Origin of the sequence: Solibacillus cecembensis, from assembly GCF_050272495.1 — a bacterium.
GTDB lineage: Bacteria > Bacillota > Bacilli > Bacillales_A > Planococcaceae > Solibacillus > Solibacillus cecembensis.
Genome location: NZ_JBNNMF010000016.1, coordinates 57,314 through 76,355 on the forward strand (window position 1 = coordinate 57,314; position 19,042 = coordinate 76,355).

Here is a 19,042-nt window from a genome sequence, read left to right on the forward strand (position 1 = left end):
AAATCCCTCATTTTCGTAGTATTAGGTTGAAAAGTAATTGAAACACAATTAGAATAAAAAAGAGCTTAATGGAAGCGAACGGAAAAAGGAGAGATAACAATGCCAAAATATACAATCGTGGATGCAGATACATGTATCGCTTGTGGCGCTTGTGGCGCTGCTGCACCAGATATTTATGATTATGATGATGAAGGAATTGCTTTCGTTATTTTAGATGATAACATGGGGACTACTGAAGTTCCAGAAGATCTATTAGAAGATATGCAAGATGCTTTCGAAGGCTGCCCTACTGATTCAATCAAGGTTGCAGATGAAAAGTTCGACGGCGATTCTTTAAAATTCGAATAATCGTTTATAAAAAAAAGACATCCCTTTGCGCTAAACCGTGCAAGGAGATGTCTTTTTTAATTGAGGTCAATTCCCGATACGAAAATAAATTTCCCTAACTCCCTATTGCGATACAAATTTCCGGATGTTATAGTTATTATTAGTAGCAGGTACTAATGACAACTAATTATTTATAGGGGTGTTAAAATGGATTTATTACAATTACAAGGCAAAAATATCGTCGTAATGGGTGTTGCCAATGAGCGCAGTATTGCATGGGGAATTGCACAGCAGTTATTCGAAGTTGGGGCAAATGTCATTTTCACATATAGAAAAGAGCGTTCGAAAGGTAAAATCGAAAAAATGCTCGAAAAATTAGACCGACAAAATGTAGCCATCGTTGAATGTGATGTTAACAGTGATGAAAGTATCGCAACAGCATTCCAACAAATTGGTGAACAGTTCCAAGTTATTCATGGCATCGTGCACTCTGTCGCTTTCGCACATGCTGAAGATTTGAAAAATCGATTTGTAGAAACGACGCGTGATGGCTACGCTTTTGCACAAGATACGAGCGCATACTCTCTAATCGCTGTCAGTAAAGCTGCCAAGCCATTTATGACAGAAGGTGGCTCGATTGTCACAATGTCTTATTTAGGCGCAGAGCGAGTGCTTGATGGCTATAATGTGATGGGTGTGGCAAAAGCTGCATTAGAAGCATCGATGCGTTATTTAGCAGCTGATTTAGGTGCTGAAAATATCCGTGTCAACGCGATTTCAGCTGGAGCTATTCGTACATTAGCCGCAAAAGGTGTGCCAAGTTTCAATCAAATTTTGCACAAAATTGAAGAAACTGCACCATTAAAACGCAATACGAATCAAGCAGAAGTTGCAGATATGACAATGGTTATGCTAAGTCACCTTTCAAGAGGTGTGACAGGAGAAACGATTTATATCGATTGCGGCTACAATATTATGGGCTGATTTTTTTAGCAAGTCCTCGTTACAATAAAAATTCAAAAAAGAGCATTTTGATTATTAATCAAAATGCTCTTTTGCGTTAGGTAACGACCTTATTCTAATTTTTTGGGAATAGGCTCCCCCGCTTGAATTAATGACTTACTCCTATTAATAAGTAATGTCACAATCAACATGAGTATCCCAGTCCCAATTAATAATATTTCAACCGAAATAATATCTGCTAAAGGCCCGAATATCAACATTCCTAGTGGCATCATAGACGTAGAGATCATTCCAAACACCCCGAATATTCAACCTAAATAATCCGTATCTACTTTTTCTTGGATGATTGTCATCGTCGGTGTATTAAAAATCGGCATCGCTAGACCAAATAGTGCCATCACGAATAAATATAGTGAAAAAATTGGAAGGACACCTAACAAAATTGTACAAGTTGCCATGACAATACCTGCAAACATCATCGTATACACTCTATTTCGGAACCCACCCCATGTAGCAATGAGAATACCACCAATCATCATTCCAACTGAAAAGGTAATCTCAACCGCTGTAAGTCGCCAAATATCATCCCCAAAGCTTCTCGCTACTTGTAATGGAGTTAAAAATGCCACTGGAGCCATTAAAACAAAAAGCGCTGCAAAAAATACAAAAAAGCTTTTCAAAAAATCATGTTGTTTAATATATTGGATGCCTAATTTGAAATCACCTAAATAACTTACTTCTTGCTGTTGCGCTGCTTTTGCATGTAACGGTATTTTTAGTAATGTTATAAGTACCGTAATCGCGATTACAGCCGTAATAACATCAATAAAGAATATCGCTTTCATCGTAGTTAACGACAATAGTGCAGCACTGACCATTGGCGACACAAACATAATAACCGCTTGAATCGTACCGTTAATTCCATTCACACGCATCAAATGCTGTTCTGGTACAATTTGCGGCAATATCGCACCGACAGCAGGCGTTTGAATGCCCGCTCCAACTGCTCGAATCGCCGCCATGACGAATAATAGCCAAATGGAATCATAACCAAGCATAAAAACAATCGCTAAAATTAACGTAGCAAATGCAATCATACCATCTGCAATAATAATTAACTTTTTCCGATTAAAGCGATCCGCCCAAACCCCCGCTACTGGTGACAGTAAAAACGTCGGAATAAACCCACAAATAATATAAATCGTCATCATCATCCCAGATTGCGTAGACAATGTAATATACCACATCATCGCATACTGCACGAGCGACGAGCCAAATAAAGATATCGTTTGGCTACTCAAAAAAAGTGTAGTATCCCTCTTCCATTTTTCATTTTGTATCGTACCTTGGTCTACCATAAATCAACCACCTCCAAATTCCCTTAATTCCTTGTCAATCAATAACTTACATTATTTTAGCCGAAAAAAAATCACTTAACCAGTATGTTAAAGAACATATTGATTAAGTAATTTTTTTAGTGGATGTTGCGCTTTTTAAAGCTGCCGCCACGCACTTCTGCTACATCTGTAATCACAACAAAGGCATTTGGATCAACTTCTTTAATAATCGTAATAATTTTATTTTCTTCCATTCTTGTTATAACACACGTCACAATATCCATCACTTCATTTGAAAATCCACCACGCCCTTCAGAATACGTAACGCCGCGTCCTAAACGGTCTTGAATTGTCGAACCAATTTCTTCGGAATATTTGCTAACAACTTTAACAGATTTAGATTTTTCTAAACCATCTTGCACTACATCAATGACCACTTTTGCAATGTAGTAAGTCGTCGCTGAGTATAAAGCACCTTCCAGACCATAAATAAAGCCCGCTCCAGTGAAAATAAAGACATTAATAAATAATATGATATCTCCAACAGAAAATGGAACCTTGCGTGATATCAGTACGGCTAACACTTCCGAACCATCCAGTGCACCACCGTTACGCAGTACGATACCTATTCCGGCACCAAGCATGACACCACCTGATAACACGATTAACAGAGGATCATTAGAGCTTAAAATCGGGTCCATTTCATGAAGTAACGTCGTCGAAATGGAAAGCAATGCAATTCCTATCATACTCAATATAGCAAACGTTTTTCCGACTTGCTTGTAACCTAAATAAACAAATGGAATGTTTAATACGAATAATAGCACTCCTAGCGGAACCCCAAATAAATAATTCCCCATAATACTTACACCCGTAACACCACCATCAATTACTGCATTCGGTATTAATATTGCATCTAATGCATAGGCGGTCATAAATGCACCTATGGCTATCATGACAATACGGCGAGTAAGATTGAGCGCCCTACTCTTTTTACTAATGTGTTGCTTTGGCATTCAAACACCTCTCCTTTAACTTAAATAGCAAATACGTCTCACTGTATTTGATCCAATCTCTGTGTATACGAACATCCACAGTTTGAAAATCAATAATGATACATCTCTATCTACTATTATTCCTTATTTTTCATTCATTTGAAAACGATAAATGCTATTTTTTTTGAAAAAAGTAGTTTATTTTTAATTTTATTGCAGAAAACAGAAAAATGACATCACGAACGACTCGTAATGTCACTTTTTATTTATCTTATATTGACCAAGAATTACACTAAGCTTTCACTACTTTATTAGGAATGATTAATCCAATGACTACACCGATTAATGCAGGTACAATCCACCCAAGTCCAATTGAATAGAATGGCAACACTTCCGCATAAAAAGTAGATATTGCCGTTAAAAAGTTCACTTCAAATGAAGCTACATTTGCGACAAGTGCGTTATAGCCGTCAATAATACTAATAAAGAACGTCAATAAAATAGCTGCAGCATAGACCGTTTGTTTGTTTTTAAAGAGCGGTGAAGCTAACGCCAGTAAAATAAGAACAATCGCTAGTGGGTATAAGAACATAAGCACAGGTACTGCGAATGTAATAATGTTCGTTAAACCGAAGTTCGCGATTGTAAATGAAACTAAGCATAGCGCAACTACAAATGATTTATAGCTAATTTTCGGGAATACTTCATGGAAAAATTCACTACATGACGTGATCAACCCAATACTCGTTTTTAAACAAGCTAAAACGATAATAATGGCTAATAAAATGGCGCCATATGCTCCAAAGTAATGCTCCGCAACAGCCGCAAAAATTTGGCCGCCATTATCAAATTGGCCGATTGCTTCAATACTTGACGCACCCATAAACGTAATTAATCCGTAAATTAACATCATGAGCGCCATTGCAAAAATACCTGATTTCCAAGTTGCTTTTGCGATTTCCTTTTTATCGGTAATACCCGTACGCTTAATTGCATGAATAACGATAATCCCAAATGCTAATGAAGCAAGGGCATCCATCGTATTATAGCCCTCTTTGAAACCTGTCATAAACGCTTCATTGACATAGCTACTCGTTGGCGCATGGAAACTGCCCATCGGAGAGAAAATGCTAATAGCAATGAGTACAAATAAAAACACTAAAAATGCAGGTGTTAAATATTTTCCTATGTAATCCATTACTTTTGCTGGATTTAATGAAAAGTAAAATACGATAGCAAAAAAGACGAAGCTAAAGACTGCTAGCCATAGCTTAATTTGATCAGGTGCTATAAACGGCTCAAACCCAACTACAAACGGTACCGTTGCAGTACGAGGAATCGCAAAAAACGGACCAATTGTTAAATACAGTGCAAGTGCGAATAACACGCCAAAAACCGGATGCACGCGACTCGCTAAGTCCTTCAAACCGTTACTTCCCGAAAGTCCAATCGCCAAAATACCTAAGAATGGTAAACCGATCGCTGTTACTAAAAATCCAATAAGTGCTGGCCAAAAATTTGTGCCTGCAAGCTGTCCCATTTGAATAGGGAAAATTAAGTTACCTGCACCAAAAAACATGCCAAATAACATCGTTCCAATGACAGCGTATGTTGAAAAGGGTACTTTTTTATCCATTGATGTCTCTCCTATGATGTTCGATTGATAATTGCTATTCTCAAAATAAATTGATTTTTCGCAACAATGTACAATATGATACCAGTCTCATCGCTTGATTACAACACTCTATTTTTATTATATTTAAAAAGTAAAAGCCAGCACCCCTATTACTGGCATGCTGACTTATACAAAATTATGCTAAAAACTGTGCGCGCTGATTTTCGATCCACACACGCATCGTGCGATAGACCATCGTCGCAATAACTAATAGTATAATTCCTTTTACTATATTAAACGGTAAAATACCTAAAATAATCGTTTCGTACATATTAAATTCAGGCATTCCTAATAAATACGTATACATTGGTAAAAACGCAAAGTAATTTAAGACAGCCATACCTAATGACATAATGAATGTGCTTATTACTAATCCCCCAATAAGCCCTTTTACTGATGGGAACTTTTTATAAATGTAATAAGCTGGGATGACAAACGAAATACCTGTTACAAAGTTGGCGATATGTCCTACCGGAATACCTTCTGGTGCGCCAGTAAAAATCCAATCTAACACGTTCTTCATCAACTCTACTAAAATACCTGCTACTGGTCCCATTGTAATCGCTGCAATTAATGCAGGGATATCACTAAAGTCAATTTGTAAAAATACTGGGAACCATGGTAATGGGAAGTTAAGTAACATCAAAACAAACGAAATACTACTCAACATACCGATTGTTACGAATGAACGTAACTTTAAACTTTTCTTGCGCATAAAAAATCTCTCCTCATTGCTGATTCATTCTGCAAGAAGAAAGGACGAATCAAAATCATTCCATGAAAAAACCCTTATGCTAATAAAGAAGCATAAGGGAGAATAGGCACACTTAAATAAAGGTCTATTCCATGTTTTTTAAAACGTAACGTAACCTAATCCTATTTCTTTGTATAAGAAAGAGAGTCTTTCTAATTACTAGAAAAACAAAATTGTGGTTACTAAAAACACGGCATTTTCATGAAATGACGACCGTACCTCCATCTTCTCCCATCCAGACTATACTGTCGGCTTTGGAATCGCACCAAATCCTGCACACAAAAAACGTGGCTCGCGGGCTCGAAAAGTTTATGTAGCGTCCTCCAAGTAAATGGTCAAAGGCTACAACTTTATATTACCGCCGGTCGGGAATTACACCCTGCCCCGAAGATGAATCAATATTAAATTTTGTTACACCTTCATTATAAGATAAAAAAAAGAATTGTAAAGCCATCTGCTTACAATTCTTTTTTTCACATTATTCAATTGTACTAAAATCATAGACAATTAAATTTGGAGCAACTGGCTTAGGTAACGGTTTTGAAAAATGAAAGCCGCCCCAATCTTGTTGCTTGATTTGTTCAAATTTCACTTCTTTATTAAAGCTAGCTGCCGTTAAAAGAATCCCTTCAATCATACGCATCGCTTGAACCGAATCATATTTGTCTAAATCCAATAGCTCATCAAAAGTAACCGTTACCGTTTTTCTCTTTACTTTTACTTGAAAGGAAACATCCGGCAAAATAGCGGTGTGATAAATATCATTGGCTTCGGTCGTCATATTTAATAATGCATCCTTTACATCGCTAAAACTCATTCGGAAATTCGGACTTAAATAGGTTGAACCATCACGCATTTGATAACTAAAATAATTATAATTCGTCTTTTTTCCTGTTAATTCAATCGGTTCACTAACTTCCCCCATGTAACTGAGCGTTATTTGTGTCCCCTCTTCATTTGTCAGCAACACTTGATCATAACTCTCACCGAACGTATCAATTAATGCGCCTTTATAATTTGACAGCGCGGCTGAACCAGCATCATACATATGGTCCTCTGGCAGCTGATGCACTAAATTATCGCCTTTTTCTGTAAAGTTACCTTTAAAGGGATGATACTCTTTAAAGCCTAAAGACTGCTCCTCAATGAACGGTGCAAACTCCTGATACAGCTGTAATTTTGTCGGTGTTTTTGTACCTAATTGACGCTCCACAATTTCAGTGGGAATTAAAAAACTAACCGGTACGCTTTCTGCATCATCGCCTACTAATCCTATCGTAAATAATGTGAATCCTTCTAGTTGTTGCTCATTAACGACCGTATGATTCGGCATGGCCATCAATTTTGGTGATAGGTCATTATTTTCCATCTCCATTGAATGACTTTCCATCATTCTAGTTGTAGCTGGCTCATGTGATGACGTATCTTCCAATTGAGCATCCTCTGCATCTAATGGCAGAGCTATTTCAGGGGCATTCCCCATAAAAGTAGAAGCTATAAAAACAAGAACAAAAAGTGAGGCAATCGATGCAATTAAAGGCTTCCAGCTCATCTTTTTCTTAACAATCACAGGCTGTTGTTCCGTATGAGAATCAAAGACTATACTTTCTTTTAGCCGTTGTAATACTTCATCTTTTGATCGTTCATCTTTAATTTTTGGTGCCTTTTCTAATAACTGCTCGATTTGATCTTCATCCCAAAACGGTTTTTTCTTCATGCATTTGCCCCCTCTCCGTCTAATTTTTGTAAGATTTCTCGTAGTTTTTTTAATGCCCTATGCTGTGTCGTCTTTACTTTCCCCTCTGTCCAGCCTAATATTTCTGCCGTTTCTTGAATCGTTAATTCCTGCATATAGCGCATGATGATGACCATCTTTTGATCCCCTGTGCAAGCCTCTAACGCTTCCAGTAGTTGGCGCATTTGATCACTTAATTCTGTAAATTGCTCGGGTGTTGGCATGGGAGAAACAAGTTGCTCGGTTTCCCAATCAAAAGTTGTGAAAGAATGACGATCTCGAATTTGTTTTTTACGGAAATAATCAATTGCGACATTTTTCGCGATTGAAAATAGCCACGTCTTTTCACTACTTTTCCCTTCAAAACGTTCATACGATTTGAGGACCCGCACATATACTTCATGGGAAAGATCCTCCGCAATCGTACGGTTTTTAACTAAGTAGGTTAAAAAGTTAAAAACGTCTTGATGATAAGTATCGTATAATCGATGGAAAATGGACTCTTGCACCCATTCCACCTCCGTTCTATTAATTTGTCGTTTCTAAACGCAAAAAGTTGCATGGTACTTTTATCCATAGTCAAAAAGGTGTGCTATAAAAAATAATAGTCACACCCTTCGTAGTTAATTATTTATCGGTATTGCTTTATTCAGGTAGTGGTAAATAGAATGTAAATGTCGTGCCTTGCTGTTCGCCGCCACTGTCGACTGTAATATTTCCTTTATGTGCCTCGATAATATTGCGTGTGATAGCTAACCCTAAACCTGTTCCCCCTTTTGAACGTGTTCTCGCTTTATCTGCTTTGTAGAAACGTTCAAATACATAAGGTAGATCTTCTTGAGGTATACCTTGCCCTGTATCACTCACTTGAATTTTCGCAAAAGTATTCTCCCTTAAAATTGAAACGGTAACAGAACCATTTGCCGGAGTATGTCGAATCGCATTATCAATTAAATTCGTTAATACTTGTTCAATACGATCTTCATCAATACGAATTGTCATTTCTGGCGTAAATTCTGATTCAAACTGTAAACGAATTTGATGTTCTTTTGCAACTTGTCCAAATTTATGCGTCATCCGTTCAATAACAGACACTAATGGCACCGTTTCTTTGTATAAAGTCATATGCCCCGATTCCATGCGTGCTAAATCGAGTAAATCCGTTACGAGACGGCCCATTCTTTGTGATTCATCGTAAATGACACGAATCATCTCTTGTTGCTCTTCCTCTGATGTCACAACCCCATCGATAATCGCTTCTGAATAGCCTTGTAGCATCGCAATTGGCGTGCGTAATTCATGTGATACATTGGCAATGAAATCTGATTTTAATTTCTCTAATTTCGTTTCCTCGGTTTTATCACGAATAACCGCAACTGCACCGCGAACGGCATTTCCACTATATAACGGGCTAAAAGTAATGCTGTAATAGGATTTTCCAAGCTCTAATTCTTCATCCAATTCATCCTCGAAGTTTAACACATGATCTAACATATGATACAGTTCCTCAGGGATTGGTCGAGCACTTTCAAGCCCTTTCGTCACAAACCATTTTTGTAATAACCGTTCCGCTGGTGGGTTGCTCACTAAGATAGTTTGATCCCGATTAAATGTAATCACCGCATCTGTCATCGAAGTTAATATGCTCGACAATTGTTCTTTTTCTTGGTTGATTACTTCTAAATGGTGCTTTAATTGTCGTCCCATTTGATTAAAGGCAACAGCAAGCTGCCCGATTTCATCATTTTGTTTCGTATCAAGTTTCGAGTCAAAGCGTCCTTTAGAAAGTTCAAATGCATGTTCACGCATTTTTCTTAATGGGTACGTAATTCGAGATGATAGGAAAAAGGCAAAAATTGTCGTTAATATAAAGGCAATCGCTGCTGCTAAAAATATAATGGTTGTCGTATCTTCACTCGTTTGATCTACTGCATCTGGATTTTTATAAATGAAAATCGCCCCGTGAAGCTCACCATTCCCTTTTAACGGGAATCCAAGGACCATATAGGAGCGTTTTTTACCTTCTTCTGTATTAGAAGGGAGGAGCAATTCCTTTACAATCGGCTCCGTCATTTTATAAACTTCCTTAAATGCTTTACTGGAGATGATCTCTTGTTGGATTTGCTGTTGATTGACGCCTTCTTGCTTGGCATAGACAACTTCATTTGGATTTTGGGCAACTAACACACTTGTCGTATTCGTCGTAAGCTCCGAAATAACTGATAGCTTTCTTCCATCTAAATCTTCATCGTCTACAATACTGGCAATTGCCGCTGCAGTTTGACGTAAAGATTGCTCTGACTGCTCTTTATGATAATTTTTTAGAAACTCCAGCATAAAAATCGTGAATATAAAAAGGACAAATGAAACGAGAAGCAAAATGGTTACCCATAGCTTCCCGACAATACTATTCCATATTCTATTCATTAACTATCTCAAATTTATAACCGACGCCCCAAACTGTTACAATCATTTTTGCAGCACTTTCAGAAACTCGGTTTAATTTTTCACGTAAGCGCTTAACATGCGTATCAACTGTACGTAAGTCACCAAAGAAATCATAATGCCATACTTCTTTTAATAATTGCTCACGGTCAAACACTTTATCCGGTGATTTTGCTAAGAAATATAATAATTCATATTCTTTTGGTGTTAAATTCACTTCTGTTCCATCTGCCGTTACGCGGTGTGCATCATGATCGATTGTTAAGTGTGGGAACACAACTAAATCCTTTGAGGTAGTGGTATTCGTTACTGGTGAAAAGACTACTGAGCGACGTAAAATCGCTTTCACACGTAATACAACCTCACGCGGGCTAAATGGCTTCACGATGTAATCATCCGCGCCTAATTCAAAACCTTGTACACGGTTCGCTTCCTCACCTTTTGCTGTTAATAAAATAATTGGTGTTGTTTTCTTTTCACGTATTTCTGCACAAACTTCTAAACCATCTTTTTCAGGCATCATAATATCTAATAAAATACAGTGATAGTCTTTTTCAAATGCCATTTCAATCGCTTGTTCACCATTTTCAGCTTCATCTACAAAGTAGCCTTCACGCTCTAGATACATTTTTAATAAGCGACGAATGCGGTCCTCGTCATCTACAATTAATACAGAAATATTTTCAGACACTGGTGTTACCCCTTTCAAAACTCTATTTCTCTTCTCTATTGTACCTTTTAGAACTACAATTGAAAAGAGAAGTTCTACCAGTAAGGAAGAACTTCTCTTTTATTATGCAATTTCCCTATGATTATGCATAAGAGTGTAAACCAGCGATTACTAGATTCACGACTACTAAGTTAAAGAGAATGATTAAGAGACCAACTAGTGTTAACCAAGCACTCTTTTTACCTTCCCAACCTTTTGATAGGCGTAAATGTAAAAATGCCGCATAGTATAAAAATGTAATTAATGCCCATACCTCTTTTGGATCCCAGCCCCAGAAGCGACTCCACGCGACTTGTGCCCAAATCATCGCGAAAATTAATGCGCCTAACGTAAAGACAGGGAAGCCGATTAATACAGAGCGATACGCGATTTCATCCATTAATTGCGAATTGACGCGCTTTACTAATGGTTGTAGCATCGACGAAACAGAGCGTCGTAAAACGAGACGGATTAATAAATAAAGCACTGAACCAAAAAGAATAGACCAAACTACCGTCGTTAATTTACGCGCATCGATTAATGCAGGCATTTCCATGACTGGTGTCATTTTGTCTTCTGACAGTTCTGTATATTCATTCATCCCAAAAATAGCAGGCATCATATATGTCGTTTGTTTTACGTTATCTAATGTATCAACATATTCAAATTTCGATTCATAATTCATGATGCTAAATGTTGATGTTGCAACAACGAAACCAAGGACAAGAACACCACAGTACATAACCATTTCAAACATGATACTTTCAAATGATCGTACTTTTGTATTCACATTTTTTAATAAGTATACTAAACCAGCCACAGAGCTTATTGCTAAAATTGATTGACCCAGTGCAGCTGTAATAACGTGTATTGTTAACCAATGGCTTTGTAATGATGGTACAAGTGGGCTAACTTCCGTTGGGAACATCGCAGCATAGGCAATAATAAGTAAGGCAATTGGTAATGCCACTACCCCTAATGCAGCCACTTTGTACATGTAATAAAGTACAATAAACGATAACACAATGAACATACCAAACGCTGTCGTAAACTCAAACATATTACTTACAGGTGCATGTCCTGTGTAAATCCAGCGTGTAATAAAGTAAGCTAAATGTGCAATAAAGCCGATAATTGTAACGATAATAGCAACTTTACCGAACTTATCTGCACGACTAGCAGCAGTATCATTTTTCTCTTTAATAGCACCACCAAAAAGAAATGTTCCGATTAAATAACAGAAGAATGCAATGTATAGTAAGTTACCACTAATATCGATTAAACTCATAAAGGTTTACCTTCCTTCTCCGTTTCTTCCTTGCCTTCTAGTTCTTGTTGCTCGTTCGTCGCCGGCTCTTGCTGATCCACGTATTGTGGTAAATGGGCCGCATCCGTTAGTTTGTCTAAATCTTTCTTCATGCTAAACCAGTTTTTATTCGTATGTGCTGCTAAGTGGACTGTACCATCTGCCGACTGTTCAATCCATATACGGCGATGATTCCAATATGAGCCCATGACAACACCAATCATAAAGATAATGCCCCCAATGAATAACACTGGCAATGTACGGTCATAACGAATTGTTAAACCAGTCATATTTCGCGTTTCTACATTGGCAAATTTCATTTTATAAATATTTTCTCCATTCGGTTCTAACGTTTGTTGAATGGCAACAAAACTCGTTTCCCCTTCTGGCTTTTCAGCTGTAAACATTTTGAAAATGAAAGCTGGATTATTTGGCGATGCTGTCGCAGTTTGCGGTACACCATCTTTAAATCCTGCAAAATCAGGATAGTAAGCGAGTAATTTCACTTTTGCCCCGTCATTCAACTCATATTCATCTTCTGGATTCGTTAAATCAATCGTCAATTGCCCAAGTGATTCTTCTGTTTCTTTATGCGTTAGATCAAATATCATACTTTTTAATTCATTTAATCGATAATCCATTTGATAAAATGCATAACCTTCATGCTTTAAAGGGTGATTTACTCGAATCTCGTATTCTTTAACTTCTTCCAAATCATCTGCTTGTCCAGCAACAGCATCTGCCTTTTGCTTATACAGCGTTGCATTTGTTTGGAAGTTTTTCGCAACAACATTGACACCTTGTTTCAACTGTTCGCCTTGTGGAGCATTGTCATGTGTTTCTAATATAAATTTATCGTTCTTTAAGAAATAACCTTCCATTCCTGGAATTGCGCGTGTTTCACCTTCACGTAACCACATTGAATCATCTACATAAAAGCCAGGTATTAGGTGGAGCATAACGCCCAAAATAAACACAATTAAGCCGACATGATTCACATATGGACCATAGCGAGAAAAACGACCACGTTCCGCTAAAATGGATTGATCTTCACGACGTACCTTGTAGTTGAGCTCTTTTAATTTCTGCTCTACTAATTCAAGTGTGTCATCCGCATTTTTAATAGGTTGCCCTTCTGCAATGACACGTTGGCGCTTCATAAAGCTTGCATGGCGCTTTACACGTTGATTCTTTAACGACTTATGTAATGGAATACCACGGTCAATACTCGCAATAATAATTGACACACCGAGCATTAATACAAGTATTTGGAACCAAATGGACGAATACACATCCGATAATCCGAGTGAATAATAAATTTCGCCAAACCAACCGTATACATCTGAGTAATACTTTTCTTTTTCTGCATCAGTTGCAACGCTTACATAAAACTCCTGCGGTAAAATAGTACCGATAGAGGCTACTACTAAATTAATAATAATAAGTGCAATCCCGACTTTTACACTCGAGAAAAAGTTCCAAACTTTATCAATAATTGATTTATTATGCGTTTTTGAACGAATGGCTGTTCCTTCATAGCGCATATCTGCTATTTTCTTGTCTTTTTCCTCGGCAGATAAAGGGCGTCCACATTTTTGGCAGAGCTTTGTGCCTTCTGGATTTTCATGGCCGCATTCACATAGTAATTTATTCATCACGTAAAAACTCCTATTCCGGCTTTATCGATTCTAAATATGATGCGATTTGAGCTTCACTCATTTCGCCCGTGATAATGCGATCCACTGTTCCGTCTGGCTTAATAAAAATAGAGGTTGGTAGCGGATCAATATTATAGGCTGTAAAAACACTTTTCGTTTTATCAATAGCCACTGGGAAATTCATCCCCATATTATCAACATATTTTTGTACTTCAAAATCTGATTGTGCAAAGTTTACTGCAATAATTTGTACACCTAAATCTTTGTACGTTTCATATTGCCTTGTCATAGCAGGGAATTCACGTTCACACGGTGCACACCATGTACCCCAGAAATTTAATAGTACGCCTTTTCCATCGTAATCTGCTAATCGATGTTTTTCACCGTTTAAATCGACGACCTCAAAATCAGGCGCTTTTGAACCTACATTTACTATTTCAATTTTGTCTTTCGTCCATGCTGCGTATACGGTATAACCAATCGCTACTGCAAGTACAGCTAAAATAATTCCTCGGGTGATAGAACGTCTTTTTTTCTTATCCAACAAAAAAACCTCCTTCTAGAAGCACTTCTACTTGTTGCCTATTATAGCAAACAAATAGAAGCAACTAGATTGATTAATATGAATGATTTATGAACGTTTCCACTATTTTCTTGTTGTTAATCAAGCTTACCCGTTTCTGCAAGCACGCGTAATTGTTTTACTTCATGCTTCGATAATTCTCGGTATTCCCCAGCAACTAAGCCCGTTAAGTCTAAAAAGGCAAAGCGTTCACGTTTCAGCTTCACAACTGGTGTACCAATTGCTTCAAACATGCGGCGCACTTGACGATTGCGTCCTTCATGAATGGTAATTTCACAAATTGCCTTTCCGGCCGATTCATCATAGCTTGTCATGCTTACTTTAGCAGGAGCCGTTTTACCGTCCTCTAATTTAATCCCGCTTTGTAGCTTCATTAAACCTTGCTTCGTTGGAATACCTTTAACTCGCGCTATATACGTTTTATCTATTTTAAACTTCGGGTGTGTCATTAAGTTTGAAAATTCACCATCATTCGTTAATAAAAGCAGCCCTGTTGTATCATAATCTAATCGTCCAACTGGGAAAATTCGTTGGTGGACACGCTTTTTGAAAATATCCGTTACCGTATTACGACCTTTATCGTCTGTTACAGCAGAAATATAGGCACGTGGTTTATAAAGTAAGAAATACACTTTATCTTCTTTTTCAAGTTTTACGCCTTCCACTTCTATTGTGTCAGAACTTGCCACTTTTGTTCCTAATTCACGAATGACTTTTCCGTTTACTTTTACTTTTCCTTCGACAATTAATTGCTCTGCTTTTCGTCTTGACGCGACGCCTGCATAGGCAATCACTTTCTGTAATCTTTCCATAAGTTCACCTCATTGATTGATCAGTTGCTTTGACCGCATACATTCACTGCATTCGATAAAGCATAACTGTGTTAACTATATTAACTGTTGAAAATTATGTCACATTTTGCGGTAATAGAAAAGGGAAATTACTTTTCATTACCTATATATATTAAATACTGAAGCTGAATCGCCTATTTCTTTCGTTGCTTTTTTGCGAAAATGATAAGTTACGATAATATAAATTCTTTCCATCAAACAAAAAAAGAGCTCCTCACAACATTAAATGCAATGAAGAACTCTGTATCAATTTTTAATTATTGACGCGTCCGATACAACATACCGCTTCTCATTTCCATTTAGCAAGCTTTGCGAAAACCATTTCATCGTTTAAGAAAACATGCCATACTGCTCGTTTGGATTCACTATGCCGCGAAAGATAGACAACATGCCGAATTTGCTTCTGTTCACCTTTTTTTAGGAGCATCTCCATCGGTTCATCTAAGGTAATGGTCACGCCATTTTTCTTGTACTTCCCATCATCTGCAACCGTTTCTAATTCATATGTCCGATCGATTTCATCCGCTAACCCTTGATGAACATTCCAGTCATTTGCACCGTTCAATGTCACGACAACGAACTTTTTGTCATCTCGCTCATAGTACGTGGCAAGCGTACGCCCTGCGACTTTTGTATAACCCGTCTTTCCTGCTACAGCGCCATCTTTCAAATGTAACAGGCGATGTTTATTTCTCCAACGTGTGCCTTCATTGTATTGTGTTGTGGAGGCAATTTTTTCAAAGGTTTCATTTTTCATCGCAATTTGCAACATTTTTGCCGTATCCAATGCAGAAGATAAATGATCTGGATGATGTAAACCCGTTGGATTCGTAAAATTGGTTTGTGTAAGGCCATAATAGTTTGCTTTTTCGTTCATTAATTTGGCGAATCCTTCTACTGAACCGCCTACATGTTCCGCTAATGCCGTTGCTGCATCATTTCCCGATTGCATCATCAAGCCGTACAATAAATATTCCACTGAATAGCTGTTCCCCTCTTCCAAATAAATCGAGGAACCTTCTACTGATGCCGCCTCTTTTGAAACTATGACCTGTTCACTCAAATCACTATTTTCAATGACGACAATGGCAGTCCACATTTTTGTCAAACTGGCAATCGGTAGCCTTGCATCTACATTTGAACCGAGCAACACACGACCATTTTGCGCATCAATGACGGCATAGCTACTTCCTTGCGCACTTGCGGTCACATGATTTAACAGTAAAAAGCTTGCTAAAATTATTACCACAAACCATTTTTTCAACGAGCCACTCCTTTATTTTTGGGTAAATGTTTCTTGGAATTTCGTTAAGAATAAATCAGTTGGCTGCTCATCATCTTGCTCAATTTGCTCCGGTAAAGGTGGCAGCTCATTAATATTTTTCAAGCCAAAGTAATTTAAAAACTCCTTCGTTGTACCGTATAAAATGGCACGACCTGTTCCTTCCGCTCTTCCCACTTCTTGAACGAGCGCACGTGCTGCCAATGTGGCGATTGGTCGCTCACTCTTTACACCTCGTAAATCTTCCACTTCCGCGCGCGTCATCGGTTGTTTGTAGGCAATGATTGCTAGTACCTCTAAAGAAGCGCTTGTCAACACTTGGTTGGTCGGATTTTCAATCAATTTTTTCAATGTATCTGCAACATCTGGTTTCGTCGTAATTTGATACGTACCTGCAAGTTGTTTCAACGTAATTCCGCGTGCCTCTTCTTCATTATATTGCGTAAGAAGCTCACTAAGACCCGCTTCTATATCCATTTGTTCTACTTCTATATATTGGGCCAGCTGTTTAACCGTCATTCCTTCATCACCGGCTACGAATAATAATGCCTCAATTCGGCTCAGTAATTTGTTCGAGTTCATCGCCAATATCCTCCTTTTGTAACAAAACCGATAAATCATCGAAGTTTTTTTGTTGTTCAACAAAAATGATTTGGCGTTTCATTAATTCAAGTAACGTTAAAAATGTTAACACAAGCATTGATTTATCTTCATAAGTGAAAAGGTCCGAAAACATCATTTTTCCCCCATTATTTTTTAGCACATTTATGACCGCACGCATTTGTTCTTTAACCGAAATTTCTTGTCTTGCTATACGCGTGGCTAACGGTTTTTTTAATTGTTTACGACGCATTAATTTTTGAAAAGCACTCAACATATCAAAGACGTTGACATTTTTATCAAATAACGCGAGCTGCTCATCTGGCATATACTCAGAAAGATCGGCTGGCGCTTTTGTAAACACTTGGCCTCTCTCACTTTCTAATTCTTGCAATTGAATCGCGGCTTCTTTATATTTTTTATATTCAATTAAGCGCATCACTAACTCGTCACGAGGGTCTGGATCATCTAAATCAATTTCCGTATCATCGATTTCCCCTTCATGAATTGGAATTAACATCCTGCTTTTAATCGCAAGAAGTGTTGCTGCCATTACTAAATATTCACTTGCTTCATTCAGTTCTAATGTTTGCATCGCATGGATATGATCAATATATTGTTCCGTCAGCTCGGCCATCGGAATATCATAAATATCAATTTCCAAACGATGAATTAAATGCAATAATAAATCTAGTGGCCCTGAAAAGGCATCTAGCTTTACTTCGTAGGACATATTACGAAACCACCTGTCATTTCTAGTCGAAATTTATCATAACACAATTATATAATATATTTTAATAGTATAGAGGAAAGGTGAGAACAATGCATCCTTTGTTTCATCCGTTATTTGTCGATTATTGCAGCTATTTTAATGGCAATGAAGACTATTTTGAATGCCATGAAGTGTTAGAGGAATATTGGAAAGAAATTGCCCCTGGCGAAAAGCAGCACCCTCTCGTTGGCTATGTACAACTTGCAACGGGCTTGTATCATTGGCGACGAGGAAATTTCGTAGGCGCTGAAAGAATTTTACAAAAGGCAATGGCTATTTTTGAAAAAAGCGATCCCCAGCCATTTTATGAATATATTAACAAGGAATATTTACTAGAACATATGCACATTAGTTTACAGCGTATTCACGGCGCACAGCATTTCTTGGCGTTTAAACTTCCCATTACAGATGTCCCACTACAGCATCTCGTGTCACAAAAAATCACTTCGTTGCCTTCACTATCAACACAGTTTATTATGAATAAGCATATGCTTCGGGACCGTTCAGATATTCTCGCTGCACGTGATTCAAAAAAAAGAAACCGACATTAGTCGGCTTCTTTTAATATAGGTATGCATTTTTGTATAAATGACTCTGTTTCTTCATTTGCTTGAATGGTTTCATATCCAAGTTCTCTTAGCTCCTGTAACATTTCCATCGCTACACCTTCCCCACGATAGGAAGGTATGACAGTAATATGTTGAATTGTGGCAACCGCATCTTGCTCAACTAGCCCCACTGCCCCTACATATTCGTCATCCTTTTTCCATAAATACAAAACCCATTTTTCATCTTGTTCGTAATGTTGAATGGTTTCCATTAAGCGCTTAATTTCTTTTTCTTGCGGCATTAATGAAATTAAGCCCATTGCAATTTTTTCAAGTGCTTTTTTATATCGTACTAACATTTCACATTCCCTCAATTCTACCATTGCAAATCCTATCAAAAGATAAATGGAATTGCAATAACACAATTTTCCAATGTTATAATCCTCGGCGGTTGTCGGTACTTTACTTTGTTGAATACATATAAAATAACGGACTAATTACG

18 protein-coding genes, 1 pseudogene and 1 riboswitch are annotated in these 19,042 nt (G+C 37.6%); of the genes and pseudogenes, 3 read left to right on the forward strand and 16 right to left on the reverse strand.

Features of this window, described 5'->3' with window-relative positions; translation table 11 throughout:
* The first annotated feature begins 99 nt into the window (after positions 1-99).
* Together ACQKIH_RS14685 and fabI are read left to right on the forward strand one after the other, a co-directional pair.
* Positions 100-348: a 4Fe-4S domain-containing protein gene (locus ACQKIH_RS14685; RefSeq protein ID WP_057982184.1), complete on the forward strand. Its 249-nt coding sequence runs from the start codon at positions 100-102 to the stop codon at positions 346-348.
* A 186-nt stretch (positions 349-534) separates the two neighbouring features.
* Entirely contained in the window at positions 535-1,311 is a 777-nt protein-coding gene (gene fabI / locus ACQKIH_RS14690) for an enoyl-ACP reductase FabI (RefSeq protein ID WP_057982182.1), read from the forward strand.
* 89 nt (positions 1,312-1,400) lie between these two features.
* Here the strand turns inward: fabI and ACQKIH_RS14695 are convergent.
* The 15 genes and pseudogenes from ACQKIH_RS14695 to ACQKIH_RS14765 all read right to left on the reverse strand — a co-directional run bounded on the left by ACQKIH_RS14695 (position 1,401) and on the right by ACQKIH_RS14765 (position 17,953).
* Positions 1,401-2,648 (reverse strand): annotated as a pseudogene (locus tag ACQKIH_RS14695) (MFS transporter).
* A 116-nt stretch (positions 2,649-2,764) separates the two neighbouring features.
* On the reverse strand, positions 2,765-3,643 hold the full coding sequence (locus ACQKIH_RS14700; protein ID WP_427767303.1) for a YitT family protein: 879 nt from the start codon (positions 3,641-3,643) through the stop codon (positions 2,765-2,767).
* A 271-nt stretch (positions 3,644-3,914) separates the two neighbouring features.
* Positions 3,915-5,258 carry a branched-chain amino acid transport system II carrier protein gene (gene brnQ, locus ACQKIH_RS14705; RefSeq protein WP_427767305.1) on the reverse strand — a complete coding sequence of 448 codons (1,344 nt, stop codon included), beginning with the start codon at positions 5,256-5,258 and terminating at the stop codon, positions 3,915-3,917.
* A 175-nt stretch (positions 5,259-5,433) separates the two neighbouring features.
* Positions 5,434-6,012 carry an ECF transporter S component gene (locus tag ACQKIH_RS14710; protein ID WP_427767308.1) on the reverse strand — a complete coding sequence of 193 codons (579 nt, stop codon included), beginning with the start codon at positions 6,010-6,012 and terminating at the stop codon, positions 5,434-5,436.
* A gap of 258 nt (positions 6,013-6,270) precedes the next feature.
* A riboswitch (FMN riboswitch) is annotated at positions 6,271-6,447 on the reverse strand.
* An 82-nt stretch (positions 6,448-6,529) separates the two neighbouring features.
* The gene (locus ACQKIH_RS14715; RefSeq protein WP_427767310.1) at positions 6,530-7,768 is read right to left on the reverse strand and encodes a hypothetical protein; all 1,239 of its coding nucleotides are present in this window, start codon (positions 7,766-7,768) and stop codon (positions 6,530-6,532) included.
* Positions 7,765-8,295, reverse strand: a complete 531-nt coding sequence (locus ACQKIH_RS14720; RefSeq protein WP_057982170.1) for an RNA polymerase sigma factor SigX — start codon at positions 8,293-8,295, stop codon at positions 7,765-7,767. The genes ACQKIH_RS14715 and ACQKIH_RS14720 overlap by 4 nt, the downstream gene beginning before the upstream one ends.
* Before the next feature lie 136 nt (positions 8,296-8,431).
* Positions 8,432-10,213, reverse strand: coding sequence for an ATP-binding protein (locus ACQKIH_RS14725; protein WP_057982168.1), 1,782 nt, complete (start codon positions 10,211-10,213; stop codon positions 8,432-8,434).
* The gene (locus tag ACQKIH_RS14730) at positions 10,206-10,922 is read right to left on the reverse strand and encodes a response regulator transcription factor (RefSeq protein ID WP_057982166.1); all 717 of its coding nucleotides are present in this window, start codon (positions 10,920-10,922) and stop codon (positions 10,206-10,208) included. Before ACQKIH_RS14730 ends, ACQKIH_RS14725 begins: the two co-directional genes overlap by 8 nt.
* Positions 10,923-11,043: 121 nt before the next feature.
* Positions 11,044-12,228, reverse strand: coding sequence for a c-type cytochrome biogenesis protein CcsB (gene ccsB, locus ACQKIH_RS14735; protein ID WP_057982164.1), 1,185 nt, complete (start codon positions 12,226-12,228; stop codon positions 11,044-11,046).
* Positions 12,225-13,901, reverse strand: a complete 1,677-nt coding sequence (locus ACQKIH_RS14740; RefSeq protein WP_057982162.1) for a cytochrome c biogenesis ResB family protein — start codon at positions 13,899-13,901, stop codon at positions 12,225-12,227. Before ACQKIH_RS14740 ends, ccsB begins: the two co-directional genes overlap by 4 nt.
* Before the next feature lie 13 nt (positions 13,902-13,914).
* Complete coding sequence (gene resA / locus ACQKIH_RS14745) at positions 13,915-14,448, reverse strand: thiol-disulfide oxidoreductase ResA (protein WP_057982160.1); 534 nt, start codon at positions 14,446-14,448, stop codon at positions 13,915-13,917.
* 116 nt (positions 14,449-14,564) lie between these two features.
* Positions 14,565-15,299, reverse strand: a complete 735-nt coding sequence (locus ACQKIH_RS14750) for a pseudouridine synthase (RefSeq protein WP_427767315.1) — start codon at positions 15,297-15,299, stop codon at positions 14,565-14,567.
* 328 nt (positions 15,300-15,627) lie between these two features.
* A complete protein-coding gene (locus ACQKIH_RS14755; protein WP_427767318.1) occupies positions 15,628-16,602 on the reverse strand; it encodes a D-alanyl-D-alanine carboxypeptidase family protein in 975 nt (324 codons plus the stop codon).
* A gap of 12 nt (positions 16,603-16,614) precedes the next feature.
* A complete protein-coding gene (gene scpB, locus ACQKIH_RS14760; protein WP_057982157.1) occupies positions 16,615-17,202 on the reverse strand; it encodes an SMC-Scp complex subunit ScpB in 588 nt (195 codons plus the stop codon).
* Positions 17,171-17,953: a segregation/condensation protein A gene (locus tag ACQKIH_RS14765; protein WP_427767320.1), complete on the reverse strand. Its 783-nt coding sequence runs from the start codon at positions 17,951-17,953 to the stop codon at positions 17,171-17,173. Before ACQKIH_RS14765 ends, scpB begins: the two co-directional genes overlap by 32 nt.
* Positions 17,954-18,042: 89 nt before the next feature.
* On the opposite strand from ACQKIH_RS14765, the gene ACQKIH_RS14770 reads away from it, so the two are divergent.
* Positions 18,043-18,543 (forward strand): DUF309 domain-containing protein, encoded by a 501-nt coding sequence (locus ACQKIH_RS14770; protein WP_427767323.1) that lies wholly within the window; start codon positions 18,043-18,045, stop codon positions 18,541-18,543.
* On the opposite strand, the gene ACQKIH_RS14775 is transcribed toward ACQKIH_RS14770, so the two are convergent.
* Positions 18,540-18,899, reverse strand: a complete 360-nt coding sequence (locus ACQKIH_RS14775; protein ID WP_427767326.1) for a GNAT family N-acetyltransferase — start codon at positions 18,897-18,899, stop codon at positions 18,540-18,542. The genes ACQKIH_RS14770 and ACQKIH_RS14775 overlap by 4 nt on opposite strands.
* Between the last annotated feature and the right edge of the window lie 143 nt (positions 18,900-19,042).